16 protein-coding genes are annotated in these 17,227 nt (G+C 64.8%); 9 read left to right on the top strand and 7 right to left on the bottom strand.

Annotated elements, in window-relative coordinates; genetic code table 11:
* Window positions 1–18: 18 nt before the first annotated feature.
* Both JQ616_RS23790 and JQ616_RS23785 read right to left on the bottom strand, forming a co-directional pair.
* Window positions 19–1,260, bottom strand: a complete 1,242-nt coding sequence (locus tag JQ616_RS23790) for an ABC transporter substrate-binding protein (protein ID WP_212018600.1) — start codon at window positions 1,258–1,260, stop codon at window positions 19–21.
* Between the two features lie 84 nt (window positions 1,261–1,344).
* On the bottom strand, window positions 1,345–2,163 hold the full coding sequence (locus tag JQ616_RS23785; protein WP_212018598.1) for a putative hydro-lyase: 819 nt from the start codon (window positions 2,161–2,163) through the stop codon (window positions 1,345–1,347).
* A 120-nt stretch (window positions 2,164–2,283) separates the two neighbouring features.
* Here JQ616_RS23785 and JQ616_RS23780 point away from each other — a divergent pair, with 120 nt between their 5' ends.
* From JQ616_RS23780 to JQ616_RS23770, 3 genes are all read left to right on the top strand, one after another.
* Window positions 2,284–3,201: a LysR family transcriptional regulator gene (locus JQ616_RS23780; protein ID WP_212018596.1), complete on the top strand. Its 918-nt coding sequence runs from the start codon at window positions 2,284–2,286 to the stop codon at window positions 3,199–3,201.
* Between the two features lie 123 nt (window positions 3,202–3,324).
* Window positions 3,325–4,575 (top strand): Zn-dependent hydrolase, encoded by a 1,251-nt coding sequence (locus JQ616_RS23775; RefSeq protein ID WP_212018594.1) that lies wholly within the window; start codon window positions 3,325–3,327, stop codon window positions 4,573–4,575.
* Window positions 4,576–4,605: 30 nt separating this feature from the next.
* Window positions 4,606–5,517: an NAD(P)-dependent oxidoreductase gene (locus JQ616_RS23770; RefSeq protein WP_212018592.1), complete on the top strand. Its 912-nt coding sequence runs from the start codon at window positions 4,606–4,608 to the stop codon at window positions 5,515–5,517.
* Between the two features lie 244 nt (window positions 5,518–5,761).
* On the opposite strand, the gene JQ616_RS23765 is transcribed toward JQ616_RS23770, so the two are convergent.
* Window positions 5,762–6,835: a tartrate dehydrogenase gene (locus JQ616_RS23765; RefSeq protein ID WP_212018590.1), complete on the bottom strand. Its 1,074-nt coding sequence runs from the start codon at window positions 6,833–6,835 to the stop codon at window positions 5,762–5,764.
* Window positions 6,836–7,004: 169 nt separating this feature from the next.
* Between JQ616_RS23765 and JQ616_RS23760 the strand changes: the two genes are divergently transcribed.
* Window positions 7,005–7,781, top strand: a complete 777-nt coding sequence (locus tag JQ616_RS23760; protein WP_212018588.1) for an SDR family oxidoreductase — start codon at window positions 7,005–7,007, stop codon at window positions 7,779–7,781.
* A gap of 143 nt (window positions 7,782–7,924) precedes the next feature.
* On the opposite strand, the gene JQ616_RS23755 is transcribed toward JQ616_RS23760, so the two are convergent.
* Window positions 7,925–8,791, bottom strand: coding sequence for an alpha/beta hydrolase (locus JQ616_RS23755; RefSeq protein ID WP_212018586.1), 867 nt, complete (start codon window positions 8,789–8,791; stop codon window positions 7,925–7,927).
* A gap of 88 nt (window positions 8,792–8,879) precedes the next feature.
* On the opposite strand from JQ616_RS23755, the gene JQ616_RS23750 reads away from it, so the two are divergent.
* A complete protein-coding gene (locus tag JQ616_RS23750; protein ID WP_212018584.1) occupies window positions 8,880–10,301 on the top strand; it encodes an amidase in 1,422 nt (473 codons plus the stop codon).
* Between the two features lie 8 nt (window positions 10,302–10,309).
* Here JQ616_RS23750 and JQ616_RS23745 read toward each other — a convergent pair whose 3' ends face one another.
* The 3 genes from JQ616_RS23745 to JQ616_RS23735 all read right to left on the bottom strand — a co-directional run bounded on the left by JQ616_RS23745 (window position 10,310) and on the right by JQ616_RS23735 (window position 12,848).
* On the bottom strand, window positions 10,310–10,942 hold the full coding sequence (locus JQ616_RS23745; protein ID WP_212018582.1) for a TetR/AcrR family transcriptional regulator: 633 nt from the start codon (window positions 10,940–10,942) through the stop codon (window positions 10,310–10,312).
* Between the two features lie 129 nt (window positions 10,943–11,071).
* Entirely contained in the window at window positions 11,072–12,097 is a 1,026-nt protein-coding gene (locus tag JQ616_RS23740) for a histone deacetylase family protein (protein ID WP_212018580.1), read from the bottom strand.
* A gap of 46 nt (window positions 12,098–12,143) precedes the next feature.
* On the bottom strand, window positions 12,144–12,848 hold the full coding sequence (locus tag JQ616_RS23735; RefSeq protein ID WP_212018577.1) for a GntR family transcriptional regulator: 705 nt from the start codon (window positions 12,846–12,848) through the stop codon (window positions 12,144–12,146).
* 148 nt (window positions 12,849–12,996) lie between these two features.
* On the opposite strand from JQ616_RS23735, the gene JQ616_RS23730 reads away from it, so the two are divergent.
* From JQ616_RS23730 to JQ616_RS23715, 4 genes are all read left to right on the top strand, one after another.
* Window positions 12,997–13,770, top strand: a complete 774-nt coding sequence (locus JQ616_RS23730; protein WP_212018575.1) for a class II aldolase/adducin family protein — start codon at window positions 12,997–12,999, stop codon at window positions 13,768–13,770.
* Window positions 13,771–13,797: 27 nt separating this feature from the next.
* Entirely contained in the window at window positions 13,798–15,348 is a 1,551-nt protein-coding gene (locus JQ616_RS23725) for an ABC transporter substrate-binding protein (protein ID WP_212018573.1), read from the top strand.
* A 71-nt stretch (window positions 15,349–15,419) separates the two neighbouring features.
* Complete coding sequence (locus tag JQ616_RS23720; protein WP_212018571.1) at window positions 15,420–16,391, top strand: ABC transporter permease; 972 nt, start codon at window positions 15,420–15,422, stop codon at window positions 16,389–16,391.
* Window positions 16,388–17,227, top strand: a complete 840-nt coding sequence (locus tag JQ616_RS23715) for an ABC transporter permease (protein ID WP_212018569.1) — start codon at window positions 16,388–16,390, stop codon at window positions 17,225–17,227. The genes JQ616_RS23720 and JQ616_RS23715 overlap by 4 nt, the downstream gene beginning before the upstream one ends.

Genomic DNA, 17,227 nt, shown 5'->3' with positions numbered 1-17,227 from the left:
CGCCCCCGCGCGCGACCGTCACTTCATCGGCCACACGGCTTCGGCGACCGCAGCCTGCGCCGGGAACACGGTGACGAACTTGCCGCCGATATATTGCAGCAGCACAGGATCGGCGTCGTTGTTCTGGCCCGTCTCGTCGAACTTGACGCGCTTCCACGGCATGATGGTCTGCTCGGCCGGAATATCGGTCTTGGTGAGCGCTTCCCGGATCTTTTCGCCGTCGGTCGACTTGGCGCGATTGATCGCATCCGCAATCACGATCAGTGCCATGAACTCGCGCGACGTGTTGTCGTTCAGGTCCTTGCCCGACTTTTCCTTGAACATGTCGTTGATCTTGCCGACCATCGGCCGCTTGGCTGCGAGATCGAGCGAAAAGCTGCCGCGGGTGATCACGCCGTTGAGCTTGTCGCCGACCGCGTCATACAGCGCCTTCTCGGAGAAGCCGGCCGCCTGTGCGACGATGGCGCTCGGCTTGTAGCCGAGTTCGGACATGGTCTTGATCAGCAGGATGCCGTCGGTGGTGTAGCTCGAGGGCATCAGGACGTCGGCATTGGCAGCCTTGAGCTGCTGAACTTCGGCCGACAGCGACGGCGAGTTGGCGCGGTACTTGATGTCGGCGACGATCTTGTAGCCGCGCTCCTTGGCCAGCTTGGTCTGGGCGTTCGCAGAGTCCGTTCCGAAGATGGTGTCTTCGTGGAACAGCGCCAGCGTGTCGATCTTGGTACCCTTCTTCTTCATGGCATCGAAGAAGTCGAACATGCCCTTCGAGAACATTTCGTCGTGGGGTGCCGCGCGGAAGAAGAATTTCAGACCGCGGGTGTGCAGGCTCGGCGACGAGTTGTCGGCCGAAAGGAACGGGATCTGGTAGCGCTCGCAGGTCTGGCTCACCGTGACCGCGACCGCGCTCTGATAGGTGCCGACGATCGCGCAGACCTTCTCCTGGGTGATCAGGCGTTCGGCCTCCGCACGGCCCTTCTGCGGGTCGCCCTGGTGGTCGGCATAGACAAGACGAATCTTTGCGCCGCCGAGCCCCGGCAATCCCTCATCCTTGGCGAGCGGCAGATCGAAATCGTACTTCTTGTTGATGATGTCGAGCGCGGTCTCGTAGGCCTTCTGCGCGTCGACGCCCATCTGGGCACTGGCACCCGAAAACGGGTAGAGCACGCCAATCACCACTTCGGAGGTTTGCGCGCGGGCCATCATCGGCACGAGCGCGGCGGCGGAGGCGCCAAGCAATACGTTACGGCGAGAGATCGTCATCGAAATTTCCCCTTGGTCAGCCAGTTATCGATGTGATGCTTGTAGCGCGCAGTAAAGCCTCAATGAATTGCACGAATTGCCTATTCAAAGCACAGCAAGCTGCTTGTTCCTGAGATCGGTCACCAGCATCAGGCCCGGCGAATGCGTGATCGCAAACGGCAGCTTCGCACTTGCGATCACCGATTGCGGCGTCACGCCACAGGCCCAGAACACCGGGATTTCGTCATCGGCGACCGGCACCGCGTCGCCGTAATCGGGCTTTGCGATGTCCTTGATGCCGATTGCATGCGGATGGCCGAGATGGACCGGCGCGCCGTGCACCGACGGAAAGCGCGAGGTGATCTGCACCGCGCGGATCGCGTCCGCCGGCTTGAACGGGCGCATCGACACCACCATCGGTCCCGCGAACGGCCCCGACGGCTGACAGGCGATGTTGGTCCGGTACATCGGCACACGCAGATTGCGTTCGATGTGACGGATCGGCAGCCCCTCATCGAGCAGCGCCTCCTCGAACGAATAGGAGCAGCCCAGCACGAAGGTGACGAGGTCGTCGCGCCAGTATTTGGTGATGTCGGTCGGCTCGTCGGCCACCTCGCCGTCGCGCCAGACCCGGTAGCGCGGGACATCGGTGCGGATGTCGAGGTCGAGGCCGAGCGACGGAATTCGGGGATCGCCGACGTCGGACATGCCGATGATCGGGCACGGCTTCGGATTGAGTTGGCAGAAGCGGTGGAAGGCGCCGGCGAGTTTCTCCGGCAGGATCGCGAGATTGCCCTGGACGAAGCCGTTGGCGAGACCGGCTGTCGTGACCGAGGCCGCGCCGTCGCGGCAGGCGCGCCGCGCTTCGACGCTCGCCAGCACTGACTCTCCCTGAGATCGCTGCACTGCCGCAAAAACAGTCATGGGATTCTCCTGCCCATAATCTCGACAAGGACAAACCAACACCAAGCGTGATATAATGTCTAATCGTCCTTTCTAATCAAAATCGATAACACAGATTTATCGATCCGGAAAATACTTCCAATGACGGACTTCCGCTCGATCGAAACCTTCCTCTGGGTCGTCAAGCTCGGCAGCTTCCGCGGCGCCGCCCAGCGGCTCAACACCACCCAGCCGGCGATCTCCCAGCGTATTGCCCAGCTTGAGCGCGAGATGGGCGTCAAGCTGTTGAACCGGGATCACCGGGTGGCCTCGCCGACGCCGAGTGGGCGGCTGATGATGGTCTATGCCGAGAAGCTGATCGGTCTGCGCTCGGAGATGATGGCGGAGGTCGGCGACCGCTCGGCGATGCGCGGCGCGCTGCGGCTCGGTGTCGCGGAGACCATCGTGCACACCTGGCTGCCGCGGCTGGTCAAGAGCGTCAACGAGATCTACCCGAACCTGTCGCTCGAGATCGAGGTCGACATCACGCCCAATCTGACGCAACGGTTGCTGGCGCAGGAGATCGAACTCGCCTTCGTGCTCGGACCGATCTCGGCGTCCGGCGCCCACAACCATGTGCTGTGCGATTACCCGATCGGGTTCCTGGCGAGCCCGGCGCTCGGCCTCTGCGACGGCCCGGTGGCGCGGCAGGATCTGGCACGGTTTCCGATCATCACCTTTCCGCGCAAGACCCAGCCCTACGAGACCGTCCGCGCATTGTTCAACGCCCCCGATCTGCCGCCGATCCGGCTGCACGCCTCGACCTCGCTCGCGACCGTGATCCACATGGCCAATGAAGGCCTTGGCATTGCGGTGATCCCGTCGGCGATCGTCGAGAACGAACTGGCCGACGGCCGGCTGCAACTGCTCGACACCGATCTCAAGCTGCCACCGCTCACCTTCACCGCGAGCTGGCTCGCTTCCCCCGATGCGGTCGCCATCGAGCGCGTCGCCCATCTCGCCAGGCAGATCGCGCAGGCGAGCGTGGCGGTTGACGACGCGAGAGTGGCGCGTCATTGAACGAGTGCCGGGCAATCAAACGTCATTCCGGGGCGGCTCGAAGAGCCGAACCCGGAATCTCGAGATTCCGGGTTCGATGCTGACGCATCGCTCCGGAAAGACCAAAAAGAATGGACTGACGACATGAGCCGAGCCGCCACCAACCTGCAGATCGATTCCGCCCGCCTCTGGGGCGCCATCCACGAAACCGCGCAATTCGGCGCGACCCAGAAGGGCGGCGTGCGGCGGCTGACCTTGAGCGCCGAGGACAAGCAGGTGCGCGACTGGTTCCGCAAGGCGTGCGAAGACGCCGGCCTCGAGGTCCAGGTCGATGCGCTCGGTTCGATGTTCGGATTGCGGAAAGGACGAGACATGTCGAAGCCGCCGATCGGCGTCGGCTCGCATCTCGACACCCAGCCGACCGGCGGCAAATATGACGGCATCCTCGGCACGCTCGCCGCGCTCGAACTGGTGCGCACGCTGAACGATGCCGGGATCGAGACCGAGCTGCCGATCTGCATCTGCAACTGGACCAATGAGGAAGGCTCGCGCTTCGCGCCGGCGATGATGGCCTCGGCCGCTTACGTCGGCGATTTCACCACCGACGACATCCTGTCGCGCAAGGACGCCGAAGGCGTCACGGTGGCGCAGGCGCTGGACTCGATCGGTTATCGCGGCGATACGCCGGTCGGCCGCCAGAAGTTCTCGGGCTTCGTCGAGCTGCACATCGAACAGGGCCCGATCCTGGAGGCCGAGGGCAAGACCATCGGCGTGGTCGATTCCGGCCAGGGCGTGCTGTGGTATGACGGCAAGATCACTGGCTTCGAGAGCCACGCGGGATCGACCCCGATGCCGCTGCGCCGCGATGCGCTGGCAACGCTGTCAGAGATCGTGCTGGCGATGGAAAGCATTGCCAAAAAGCACGGCCCAAAGGCGGTCGGCACCATCGGCGAAGCGGTGATCGCAAGCCCCTCGCGCAACGTCATCCCCGGCGAGATCGCCTTCACGGTGGATTGCCGCAGCGCGGATGCCGCGATCATGGATGCGCTGGACCGCGACCTCCGCGCCGCTGTCGCCGAGATCGCCACGCGGCGCAAGGTCGAGGTGCAGCTTGATCTTGTCTGGCGCAAGGCGCCGACGCATTTCGATCCGAAGCTGGTCGACGCGGTGGAAAACGCGGCCACGCAGCTCGGCTATTCGCATCGCCGCATCACCTCCGGCGCCGGCCACGATGCCTGCAACCTCAACACCGTGATGCCGGCCGCGATGGTGTTCGTGCCCTGCAAGGACGGCATCAGCCACAACGAGCTGGAGGATGCCACGCAGCCCGATTGCGCCGCCGGCGCCAACGTGTTGCTGCATACGGTGCTGGCGCTCGCCGGCGTCGCGTCCTGATCATCTTTCCTTCCTTCGATGGAGGCTTTCGTGCGCGCAGTGTTTGTCGACGCCAATGAATCGCTCGCAGTCATCACCGAGCGGTTGGAAAAACCGGGCGATCCCAGGATGCGGATCAACCGCAACCCGGACATCAAGTCCGAGGATTATCCGGCGGTGCTCGACGGCGCCGAGATCGCGGTGGTCGATCACACCGCGTTGCCGACCGATGTCGCAAAGAAGTGCACCGGTCTGAAGCACGTCGTGTTCCTCGGCACCGGCGCGCGCAGCTACATGAACCCGGAGGAGCTCGCCGAGCTCGGTATCTCCGTGCATCTGATCAAGGGCTACGGCGACACCGCGGTTGCGGAGTCCGCGATCGCGCTGATGTGGTCGTCGGCGCGGGTGATCGCGCAGATGGACCGCGAGATGCGCGCCGGCAACTGGCTGCGCGAGGACGGCATGCAGCTCACCGGCAAGACGCTCGGCCTGGTCGGCTTCGGCGGCATCGCCGCGGAAGTCGCCCGCATCGCGCTCGGCAGCGGCATGAAGGTGATCGCCTGGAACCGGTCGCCCAAGAGCCATCCGGGCATCGAATTCACCGAGCTCGACACCGTGCTGGGCAAGAGCGACGTGGTCTCGATCCATCTGCTATTGAACGACGAGACCCGCGGCATGATCACGCGCGACAAGATCGCGAAGATGAAAAAGGGCGTGGTGCTGATCAACACCGCGCGCGGCGCGATCGTCGACGAGCAAGCGATGATCGATGCGCTGAAGTCCGGTCACATCCGCCACGCCGGCCTCGACGTCTACAACATCGAGCCGCTGCCGAAGGATCACCCGCTGACCAAGATCCCGAACGTGACGCTGTCGGCGCACTCCGCGTTCCGCACGCCCGAGGCGAGCGAGAATTTGATCCACGCGGCGTGGGAGCACTGCCGACGGATTGTGAAGGGGTAAACCCTTTCACCGTCGTCCCGGCCAAGCGAAGCGCGAGCCGGAACCCATAACCACCGCTTCGCGTGATCACGAAGGCTAGGGCCACAGCGCGCCCCAACAACAGGACCCTGTGGTTATGGGTCCCTGCCTTCGCAGGGACGACAGCAACTGTAGGGCGGGTTAGCGAGGCGTAACCCGCCGACTTTGTGCCCGTGAAGTGAAATGGTGGGTTACGCCTTCGGCTAACCCACCCTACGCAGCAACCTTAATCCACCATCTCCGCGACCGCCTTGCCGCAGGCCGTGGTGTCGGCATTGCCGCCGAGGTCGCGGGTGCGCAGCGTGCGTTCGCCGAGGGTGCGCTCGATCGCGCCGACGATGGCGGCAGCCGCCTGCTTCTCGCCGAGATGCTCCAGCATCATCGCACCCGACCAGATCATGCCGATCGGGTTGGCGATGCCCTGGCCTGCGATATCAGGCGCCGAGCCGTGGACCGGCTCGAACACCGAGGGGAAGTTGCCTTCCGGGTTGATGTTGCCCGACGGCGCGATGCCGATGGTGCCGGTGCAGGCCGGACCGAGGTCGGAGAGAATATCCCCGAACAGATTTGAGCCGACCACGACGTCGAACCAGTCCGGATGCAGCACGAAGTTCGCGGTGAGAATATCGATGTGGTACTTGTCCCACTTCACTTTCGGGTAGTTCTTGGCCATCGCCTCCACGCGCTCGTCCCAATAGGGCATGGTGATGGAGATGCCGTTCGATTTGGTCGCCGAAGTCAGATGCTTCTTCGGCCGCGACTGCGCCAGATCGAACGCGAATTTCAGGATGCGGTCGACGCCGGTGCGGGTCATCACCGTCTGCTGCGTGACGAATTCGCGGTCGGTGTCCGGGAACATGCGGCCGCCGACGGACGAATATTCACCCTCGGTGTTCTCGCGCACCACCCAGAAATCGATGTCGCCGGGCTTGCGGTTCGCCAGCGGCGACGGCACGCCGGGCATCAGCCGCACCGGGCGCAGATTGACGTACTGGTCGAACTCGCGGCGGAACTTGATCAGCGAGCCCCACAGCGAGACGTGATCCGGGATCTTGGCCGGCCAGCCGACCGCGCCGAAATAGATCGCGTCATGCTTGCCGATCTTGTCTTTCCAGTCGGCCGGCATCATCTCGCCGTGCTTCTCGTAGTAGTCGTAAGAGGCGAAGTCGAAATGGTCGAACTTGACGTCGACGCCGTGCTTCTTCGCCGCCGCCTCGATCACGCGCAGGCCCTCCGGCATCACTTCCTTGCCGATGCCGTCGCCGGGAATGACCGCAATTCGATATTGCTTCTTGCTCATCGAGAACACCCTTGTGATTTGCCCGGCCGGCAATGCCGCCTATCCTGATCGCCCTGCAATGGACCAAACTTGGCGCCAGCGCAACGCTGCAGTGCAGTGTTGACCGCGGCGCGACCCTGCCCCACCAATTTCGCCGACATCCACTCCTCAACTCAAAGCGAGACATCCCATGGATCTGCATCTGCGCGGCAAGCGCGTCCTGATCACCGGCGCCTCCAAGGGCATTGGCGCGGCCGCCGCCGAAGCCTTTGCCGAGGAAGGCGCCAATCTGCTGCTCGCGGCCCGCAACGGCGAGCAATTGAAGGCCCTGGCCGAGCGGCTGCGTTCGGCGCACCAGATCGATGCCGCGATCAGCGTGGTCGATCTGCGCAAGTCGGAAGACCTGACGCGATTGGCAAAGGAGGCCGCAGACATCGACATCCTGGTTAACAATGCCGGCGATATCCCGGGCGGCTCGATCGACAAGATCGACGAGGCGACCTGGCGGCATGCCTGGGAGCTCAAGGTGTTCGGCTACATCAATCTGACGCGCGCGATCTATGCCCAGATGAAGGCGCGCGGCGGTGGCGTCATCGTCAACGACATCGGCGCGGCCGGCGAGAAGTTCGACGCCAACTATATCTGCGGCAGCGCCGGCAATGCAGCACTGATGTCGTTCACCCGCGCGCTCGGCGGCAAGAGCCTCGCCGACAACATCCGCGTCGTCGGCATCAATCCCGGCCCGGTCGGCACCGACCGCCACGTCACGCTGCTCAAGACCCGCGCCAAGAACCAGTTCGGCGACGAGAACCGCTACAAGGAATTCCAGAAGGGCCTGCCGCTCGGCCGCCCCGCGCATGCGCGCGAGATCGGCGACCTGATGGCGTTCCTGGCGTCCGATCGCGCTGGCTATACGTCGGGTGTGATCTATACGGTGGATGGCGGGCTGACGTCGGGGTGGGGTTAACGTCACCACTTGCTCCGCCGTCATCCCCGCGCAATGGCTTCGCCATTGTCGCTGGAGGAGCCGCGAAGCGGCGTCTCGAAGGATGGGCCACGGGCTACGTCATCCTTCGAGGCTCGCAAGAGCTCGCACCTCCAGCGACAATGCTACGCATTGCGCGGGGATGACGTGGATCGCTCGAATAACTGCCGGATCAGCGTCGTGATGCGGCCCTGCGACGCCTGCATCTGGTGCATGATCGAGAAATGGTCGGCACCGGGGATCTCCTCATAGGTCACTGGTAGGCCGTAGCGCGCGCGATGGCCGGCGAAGTCGGCGGTCTGCTTGCGCAGCAGCGGCAGTTCGGCGCTGCCGACCACCAGTGACAGCGGTTTTGCGACCCCGCCCTCCTGCATCATCGGCGAATTGCGCCGCGACGCGGCTTCGTCGAGCCTGAGCTTCTCGTTGAGATAGGAATGCCGGATCGGCTCGAGGTCGTAGATGCCCGAGATCGCCATGCCGGCCCGGACATGGGCGTTCGACAGCGCCATCGATGTCAGATGCCCGCCGGCCGACCAGCCCGACACGACGATGCCATCGGAAGCGGCGCCGAGCGCGGGCAATTGCCCGGCAAGATAATCGATCCCGGCGTGAATCTCGGCGACGATGTCATCAAGCGTCGCATCTGGCGCCAGCGTGTAGCCGATCAGCGCGACATTGATGCCATGCGCCAGCGGTCCCTCGGCAAAGATCGTGAACACCTCCTTGGCACGGGTCTGCCAATAGCCGCCGTGAATGAACAACAGCGTCGGCGCGCCGTCGCGCGCTCTCAGGAAATCGATCCGGTTGCGCTCGCGCGGGCCATATCGGAGGTCGAGATGCCGCGCGTGCTGCTGCCGCATCGCAGCCGAACGCTGCTCCCAACCGGCGGCGAGCTCGGCACTGCCCTTGACGGCGACGCCATTGTTCAAGCCGAGGTCGCGCTCCTGCTGGCTCATTGCGCGCCAGTCCAGCGCGGAAAACAACGCTGCCATCCCTGCCCCTTCGGTTCTCGTCGCATTGCCACGACGGCAGGAAATGTTCTACAGCACGAGCAACCAGAACACATAGGAGCAACGGCGCATGGCTGATCAGGGCTTGGTGAAGGAAACGGCGTGTGCCGTCGTCGAGAAGCTGAAAGCCGGTGACGTCACGCCGCTCGACCTGCTCGATGTGCTGGAACACCGCATCGCCGAGGTGGACGGCAAGGTCAACGCGCTGCCGACGCTGTGCTTCGACCGCGCCCGCAGCAACGCCAAGGCCCTGATGCAGAAGCCGGTCGGCGAGCGCGGCCTGCTCGCGGGCCTTCCCGTTCCGATCAAGGACCTCACCGCGGTCTCCGGCGTGCTGACCACGCTGGGCTCGCCGATCTTCAAGGACAACGTCCCGGCGAAGTCGGACATCCTGGTCGAGCGCCTCGAACAGAACGGCGGCGTGATCTACGCCAAGTCGAACACACCGGAATTCGGCGCCGGCGCCAACACCTTCAACGAGGTGTTCGGCCCGACGCGCAATCCCTGGGACACATCGCGCTCGGCCGCCGGCTCCTCCGGCGGCGCCGCGGCGGCATTGGCCAGCGGCACCGCGTGGCTCGCGCACGGCTCCGACATGGGCGGCAGCCTGCGCAACCCGGCGAGCTTCTGCGGCATCGTCGGCCTCAGGCCATCGATCGGCCGCGTCGCGCAGACGCCGAAGTTCGGCGTCGACCGCACGCTCGGCCAGCAGGGACCGATGGCGCGCAATGTCGAGGACCTCGCGCTGCTGCTCGACGCGATGAGCGGCGAGCATGCTGCCGATCCGCTGTCGCTGCCTGCGCTGCCGACATCGTTCCTGTCGGCGACGCGTTCCGGCAGCAAGCCGAAGCGCATCGCCTATTCGCCCGATCTCGGCATCACGCCGGTCGATCCCGAGGTCAAGGCGGTGACCCGCAAGGCGGCGGAGCGTTTCGCCGAAGCCGGCGCGATCGTCGAGGAAGCGCATCCCGATTTTAGCGAAGCCCATGAGTGCTTCCACGTGCTGCGCGCCTTCGATTTCGCGATCAGCAAGGCTGAGTTGCTGCGCACCAAGCGCGATTTGCTGAAGCCCGAAGTAATCTGGAACATCGAGGAAGGGCTGAAGCTCACGGTCGAGAAGCTCGAGCGCGCTGAGGCGCAGCGCGTCGCGATGACGCAGCGTGCGCTCGAATTCTTCGACAAGTACGACCTGCTGCTGGCGCCCGCGACCATCGTGCCGCCATTCCCGGTCGAGAACCGCTACGTCGCCGAATGCGACGGCAAGAAGTTCGACAACTATGTCGAATGGCTCGGCATCGTCTATGCGATCACGCTGGCCTGCTGCCCGGCGCTGTCGCTGCCCTGCGGCTTCACTGCGTCGGGCCTGCCGATCGGTTTGCAGATGATTGCCAAGCCGCGCGCCGAGGCACAGCTGTTGGCCGGCGCCAAAGTGCTGGAGGACATTCTGGGCGTGCGCGGCACCACCCCGATCGACCCGCGGCCGCCGCGCTAAGGCAGTAGCTACGCCTTACCGTCCGCCGCCTGCAGCGCGATGGTGAGTGCCGCCTTGGTCTGCTCGACGATCTCGTCGAGCAGCTCCTCGCGGCTGATCTGCGCGGCCTCGCCGGTGAGCAGGCCCTGCTCGGCGAGCATCACGATGCCGTGCAGCCCGGCCCAGATCTTCAGCGCCTGCCGCTCGCGCAACAGCCCGACGGCCGGCGCCTCGAACGACTCGATCAACAGCGCCAGCGTTTCCATCGCCGCGGTGTGCAGCTCGCTGCCCTTGGGCGCGCAGGCCATGGTGCGCGACGCGAACATCAGCCGGTAGATGCCATGGCGCTCGAGCCCGAAGGCGAGGGCTGCCTGCGCGAAGCGCGACAGTTTCGAGCCCTTGCCCGGCTGCTCGATCGCCTCGCGCATGATCACGTTGAACTGCCGGAACGCCTCCGCGGTCACCGCCTCGAGCAGCGCCTCGCGGTCGGCGAAATGGCGGTACGGCGCCGGCTGCGAGACGCCGAGCTGCTTGGCCAGCGCCTTGATGCTGATCGCTTCCGGCCCGCCAAGCTCGACCTCGCCTAACGCGGCCTGGATCAGCGCCTCGCGAAGGTCGCCATGGTGGTAGGTTTTGAACGGCTTACGAACGATTTGTCCCATTACAGCAACGATTATCGACCCATTACACCGTAGCTGAGAACAGGATATCAGAGAAGTCAAACACTTACGTTAACTCCTCCAGGTCTGTTCGCGAGACCGGCCAGCGGATTGGCCGGTTCCTGCAAGCCGCTAGCGCGCGGCCTCGAAGCCGCCGAGCACCGCCGTCAGATTGGCGCCGAGGATGTCGGAGAGATAGCCGCCCTCCTGCACCAGCACCGTCGGCAGGCCGAACCGGGCCAGCCCCTCGCCGATCCGGCGGAAGCCGTCGGTGGTGACGGCGAGGCCGGCCAGCGGGTCCTTCTCGGAAGCATCGAGACCGAGCGCGACCACGAGCGCGGTCGGCGCGAAGGAACGGATCGCCCGCTCCGCTGCCGCCAGCGCCTTCATGTAGTCGTCGTCGCCGGTGCCTCTCGCCAGCGGGATGTTGAAATTGGCGCCGAGGCCGGGTCCGGCGCCGCGCTCATGGGCGTAGCCCCAGACGAACGGATAGAAGAACGACGGATCGGCGTGGATCGACACGGTGAACACATCCGGCCGCTCGTAGAAGATGCCCTGCGTGCCGTTGCCGTGATGGACGTCGACATCGAGGATCGCGACCCGCTCATGCTTCTGGCGCAGGTGCTCGGCCGCGATCGCGCTGTTGTTGAGGAAGCAGAAACCGCCGGCAATATCGCGATAGGCATGGTGGCCGGGCGGACGGCACAGCGCATAAACCGCATCCTCGCCATCGAGCACCATCTGCGCGGCGGTGACCGCGACATCGCTCGAGGCGCAGGCGCCGGCCCAGGTGCCCTTGCCGATTGGCGCTGCGGTATCCGCCGTGTGCCAGCCGAGCTTGCCGACAATATGGGTCGGATAGGTAGCGGCGTTGCGCACCGGATGGATGTTCGCGATCATCTCCGGCCCGGCATCGCCAAGCGCGGTCCACGCATCCCAGGCGTCGGCGAGAAAGCTGAGATATTCCGGACTGTGCACGCGCGCCCGCGGCCCCTGCCCGAATTTGGTCGGCTCGATCAGCGTGTGCTTGCCGGCCTTCAGGCCTGCCAGCAGGCGATCGGCGCGCTCGGGCTGCTCGGTGGTGCGCTGGACCACGCCGCGGACCAGGAAGAACTGCGGATCATGGCTGCGGTGCAGATCACTGTAGACGGCCTTCACGGGACACTCCTGTTGGATGAATCAGAAAGATCGCAAGATCGCGCGGCTATTTCGCCGCCGCCGGCCAAGGCGGAATCTCGCGCACCAGCCGCCCGACTTCGCGCCAGGCGTGACCGAGGTGGTAATCGATATGAGCGACGATGCGCTCGGGGTGACCGGCCTCGATCGCGGCAAGCACCGGCTCATGCGTGCGCGCGATCTCATGCGGATCGTCATAGAGGCGGCCGATCAGGCCGATCACCATGCGCAGCTCGGAGGCGAGATCGTCGAACAGCCGCAGCATCCGCCGGTTGCCGGCGATCTCGCAGATCAGGCGATGGAAGCGGTAATCCTCCTCGACCTGCCGCGCCGGATCGTCGAGATCGGCCATCTCGTACAGCACATCGATCTGCCGGCGCAGCTTGTCGCGCGTCTCCGGCGTCAGGTTGCGCGCGGCGAGCACCGCGGCATGACGCTCCACGCACAGACGCAGGTCGTAGATCTCGTCGATATCATCAGCGGCAAACTGCCGGACGAAGAAGCCGCGGCGCGGATTGGCGACCAGCAAGCCCTGCTGCTCAAGCAGCCGCGCCGCCTCGCGCACCGGCGCCCGGCTCACCCCCAGCTCGCGCGCGATTCCGGCTTCGACCACCTTTGATCCCGGCGGCAGCCGCCCCTGCACGATGGCTTCGGTCAGACGCCGGGCGACCTGGCCGACAAGGTCGGTCTCGTTGAGGGCCGGCAAGCCGACCGGAGGGGAAATCGTGCGCATCAAAAGGGTCCGTTTCGACCCTTGTACATTATTTAATCGCCGACTGTCGACAGTTTAGACTTGATCAATTCTTAGATTGTCGACAGTTTAGCGAAGCGGGCATTGCAACGCAACAAAAACGGCCCGCGGACAGGGACTAGCAGCAACGATGACGACGCATGTGCGGCCCGACGCCGTGAAGGACCAGAACCAGCAATTCCGCATCGACCTCGCCGCGGCCTACCGGCTGATCCACCGGCTCGGGCTCGATGACAGCATCTACACCCACATCTCGGTGCGGCTGCCCGGCAGCCATGACCGCTTCCTGATCAATCCCTACGGCATGCGCTTCGAGGAGGTGACGGCGTCGAATCTCGTCACCGTCGATCTCGACGGCGTCGTGATCGACGATCCGCTCGGGCTCGGCATCAATCCGGCCGGCTTCACCATCCACAGCGCGGTGCATGCGGCACGGCCGGACGTCGCCTGCGTGCTGCACACCCACACGGTGGCCGGCGTCGCGGTATCCTGCCAGAAGCAGGGCCTGCTGCCGCTCAATCAATGGTCGATGCAGTTCACCGGCTGCCTCGCCTATCACGACTACGAAGGCATCGCGCTCGATCTCGACGAACGCGAGCGCCTGGTCGCCGACCTCGGCGACAAGTTCGTGATGGTGCTGCGCAATCACGGCATGCTGACTTGCGGCCGCTCGGTCTCCGAAGCCTTCAAGCTGATGCACAATCTGGAGCGCTCGTGCCGTGCGCAGCTTGCGATCCAGTCCGCCGGCGCCGAGATCGCGCCGCTATCGGACGCGGTCGCGCACAAGACCGCCGGTCAATACGCAACCTTCTACGACAGCATCGAGACCCACGGCGTGCCCGACACCGAGTGGGCGGCCTTCAAGCGCATGCTCGCGCGCACCGATCCGGATTTCGTCAACTAGAGCGTTTTCGAACAAGAGAGCCTGAACATGTTGAAGCGAGTTCTGTTGAGTCTTTTGGTGGCGAGTGCCCTAAGCACCGCGACATTTGCCGAGGAACCGAAATCGGGCGGCGTGATCAACGCGGTGATCCAGCCGGAGCCGCCGGGCCTGATGGTCGGCCTGGTGCAGAACGGCCCCACGCAGATGGTCGCCGGCAACATCTATGAAGGCCTGCTGCGCTACTCCCCGAAGCTCGAGCCGCTGCCCGGCCTCGCCGAAAGCTGGAGCGTCAGCGAAGACGGCAAGATCTATACGTTCAAGCTGCGCAAGGGCGTCACCTGGCACGACAACAAGCCGTTCACCTCGGCCGACGTCGCGTTCTCGATCGATTTCCTCAAGCAGACCCATCCCCGCGCCCGCGGCAACCTCGCCCAGCTCGACAAGGTCGAGACACCGGACGATTACACGGTGGTGTTCACGCTGAAGCAGCCGTTCGGCCCGTTCCTCGGTATCTTCGAGGTCGGCTCGCTGCCGATGATCCCCAAGCACATCTACGAAGGCACCGACTACAAGACCAATCCGGCGAACAACACGCCAATCGGCACCGGCCCCTTCATGTTCAAGGAATGGCAGAAGGGCTCGTTCATCCGCCTGGTCAAGAATCCGAACTACTACATCAAGGGCCTGCCCCATCTCGACGAGATCTACTGGCACGTGATCCCTGATGCCGCCGCGCGCGCGGTGGCGTTCGAGACCGGCAAGGTCGACGTGCTGCCCGGCGGCTCGGTCGAGAATTTCGACGTGCCGCGGCTGACGAAGCTGAAGAATGTCTGCGTCACCGGCGCCGGCTGGGAATTCTTCAGCCCGCACTCCTGGCTGTGGCTCAACAACCGGCAGGGCCCGACCGCGAACAAGAAATTCCGCCAGGCGCTGATGTATGCGATCGATCGCAACTTCGCCAAGGACGTGATCTGGAACGGCCTCGCCAAGGTCGCGACCGGCCCGTCGGCCTCCACGATCAAATACTACACCGACAAGGTGACCACCTATGATTACGACCCGGCCAAGGCCAAGGCGCTGCTGAAGGAGGCTGGCTACAAAGGCGAGAAGGTCCGCCTGCTGCCGCTGCCCTATGGCGAAACCTGGCAGCGCTGGGCCGAAGCCGTGAAGCAGAACCTGCAGGACGTCGGCATCAATGTCGAGATGATCGCAACCGACGTGCCCGGTTGGAACCAGAAGGTGGCCGACTGGGACTACGACATCGCGTTCACCTATCTCTATCAGTATGGCGATCCCGCGCTCGGCGTCGGCCGCAACTACATCTCGAGCCAGATCTCCAAGGGTTCGCCGTTCAACAATGTCGAGGGCTATTCCAACCCCGAGATCGACCAGCTGTTCGCCGACGGCGCCACCGCCTTCCCCGACTCCAAGCGCCAGGACATCTATCTCAAGGCGCAGAAGATCCTGACCGACGACGTGCCGGTGGCCTGGCAGCTCGAGCTCCAGTTCCCGACCATTACCCGGTGCACCGTCAAGAACCTCGTCACGACCGCGATCGGCGTCAACGACGGCTTCCGCGACGCCTGGCTCGACAAGTAACGACGCTTCCCGGCGCGGCGCCGTCCAGCGCCGCGGCTTCTGCCGTTTCCTCGAACGCAACGACGTCACCCATGCTCTCTTTCATTGCCCAGCGACTTGCCAAGGCCGTCGTCGTGCTGCTCGCGATCGTGGTCTTCAACTTCATGCTGATCCGTATGGCGCCGGGCGACCCGGCGATCGTGATGGCGGGCGAGGCCGGCGCCAGCGACCAGATCTTCGTCACCCAATTGCGCGAGAAGTTCGGGCTCGACCAGCCGCTGCCGGTCCAACTCTACCGCTACGTCAAGGGCATCGCGACGCTCGACCTCGGCTTCTCGTTCCGCCAGCAGATGCCGGTGGCCCAGCTGATCGCCGAGCGGCTGCCGGCGACGCTGCTGCTGACCGTCACGGCCTTCGTGATCTCGTTGCTGCTCGGGGTTCTGTTCGGAACATTGGCCGCACGCTTTGCCGGCACCTGGGCCGATACCGCGATCACGATACTGGCGCTGATCTTCTACGCCACGCCGCTATTCTGGGTGGCGCTGATGGCGATCCTGCTGTTTTCGGTCTCGATGGAATGGCTGCCGAGCTTCGGTTACGAGACCGTCGGCGCCAACTACACCGGCTTCGCCCATGTGCTCGACGTCGGCGCCCATCTGATCTTGCCGGCGACGACGATGGGCCTGTTCTTCATGGCCACCTATGCCCGCATGACCCGCGCCTCGATGCTGGAGGTGAAGCGGCATGACTTCGTCAAGACCGCACGCGCCAAGGGCCTGCGCGACGCCGTGATCCAGCGCCGCCATGTGCTGCGCAACGCGCTGCTGCCGGTGGTGACGCTGGCGGGCCTGCAGGCCGGGACGCTGGTCGGCGGCGCCGTGCTTACGGAGACCGTGTTCGCCTGGCCCGGCATCGGCCGGCTGATGTACGAAGCGCTGCTGCAGCGTGACTACAATCTGCTGCTCGGCGTCTTCGTGGTGTGCTCGGCGATGGTGCTCGCCTTCAACCTGATCACCGACCTGATCTACCGGGCGGTCGATCCCCGCATCGAGTTCGCCTCATGAGCAAGTTCTGGCGCACCATGCTGCGCAACCCCGGCGGCGTGATCGGCCTGACGATCCTGCTGCTTGCGATCGCGATCGCCATCTTCGGCCCGCTGCTGTTTCCGACTTCGCCCTGGCGCATGGTGCAGCGGCCGTTCCTGCCGCCGTTCACGGTGCCCGGCCTGCCGCTCGGCACCGATGCACTCGGCCGCGACGTGCTCGCCGGGATCATCTACGGCGCTCGCGTCTCGCTGCTGGTCGGCCTGGTCTCCACCATGGCCGCGCTCGCGGTCGGAATTCCCGTCGGTGCCCTCGCCGGCTATTTCGGCGGCAAGATCGGAGACGCCCTGATGCGCTTCACCGAATTCTTCCAGACCGTGCCGAGCTTCGCGCTCGCCATCGTGCTGGTCGCGATCCTGCAGCCCTCGATCGTCTCGATCGTGCTGGCAATCGCGATCGTGAGCTGGCCGCCGGTCGCCCGTCTGGTTCGCGGCGAGGTGCTGTCACTGCGGACGCGCGAATATGTCCAGGCCGCTGTAGTCACCGGACAGAGCCACAGCTGGATCATCTGGCGCGAGATCCTGCCCAACGCCCTGTCGCCCGTCATCGTGCTGGCCTCGCTGATGGTCGCGACCGCGATCCTGCTGGAATCCTCGCTCTCCTTTCTCGGCCTCGGCGATCCCAATCTGATGTCCTGGGGCTACATGGTCGGCGCCGGCCGCACCGTGATCCGGCAGGCCTGGTGGATCACGCTATTCCCCGGCATCGCGATCCTGCTCTCGGTGCTGGCGCTGAACCTGATCGGCGAAGGGCTCAACGACGCGTTCAATCCGCGCCTCAACAAGGAAGGGCGTTGA

It is taken from the genome of Bradyrhizobium tropiciagri (genome assembly GCF_018130545.1).
Taxonomy (GTDB): Bacteria; Pseudomonadota; Alphaproteobacteria; order Rhizobiales; family Xanthobacteraceae; genus Bradyrhizobium; species Bradyrhizobium tropiciagri_A.
This window is presented reverse-complemented; position numbering and strand designations above follow the sequence as displayed.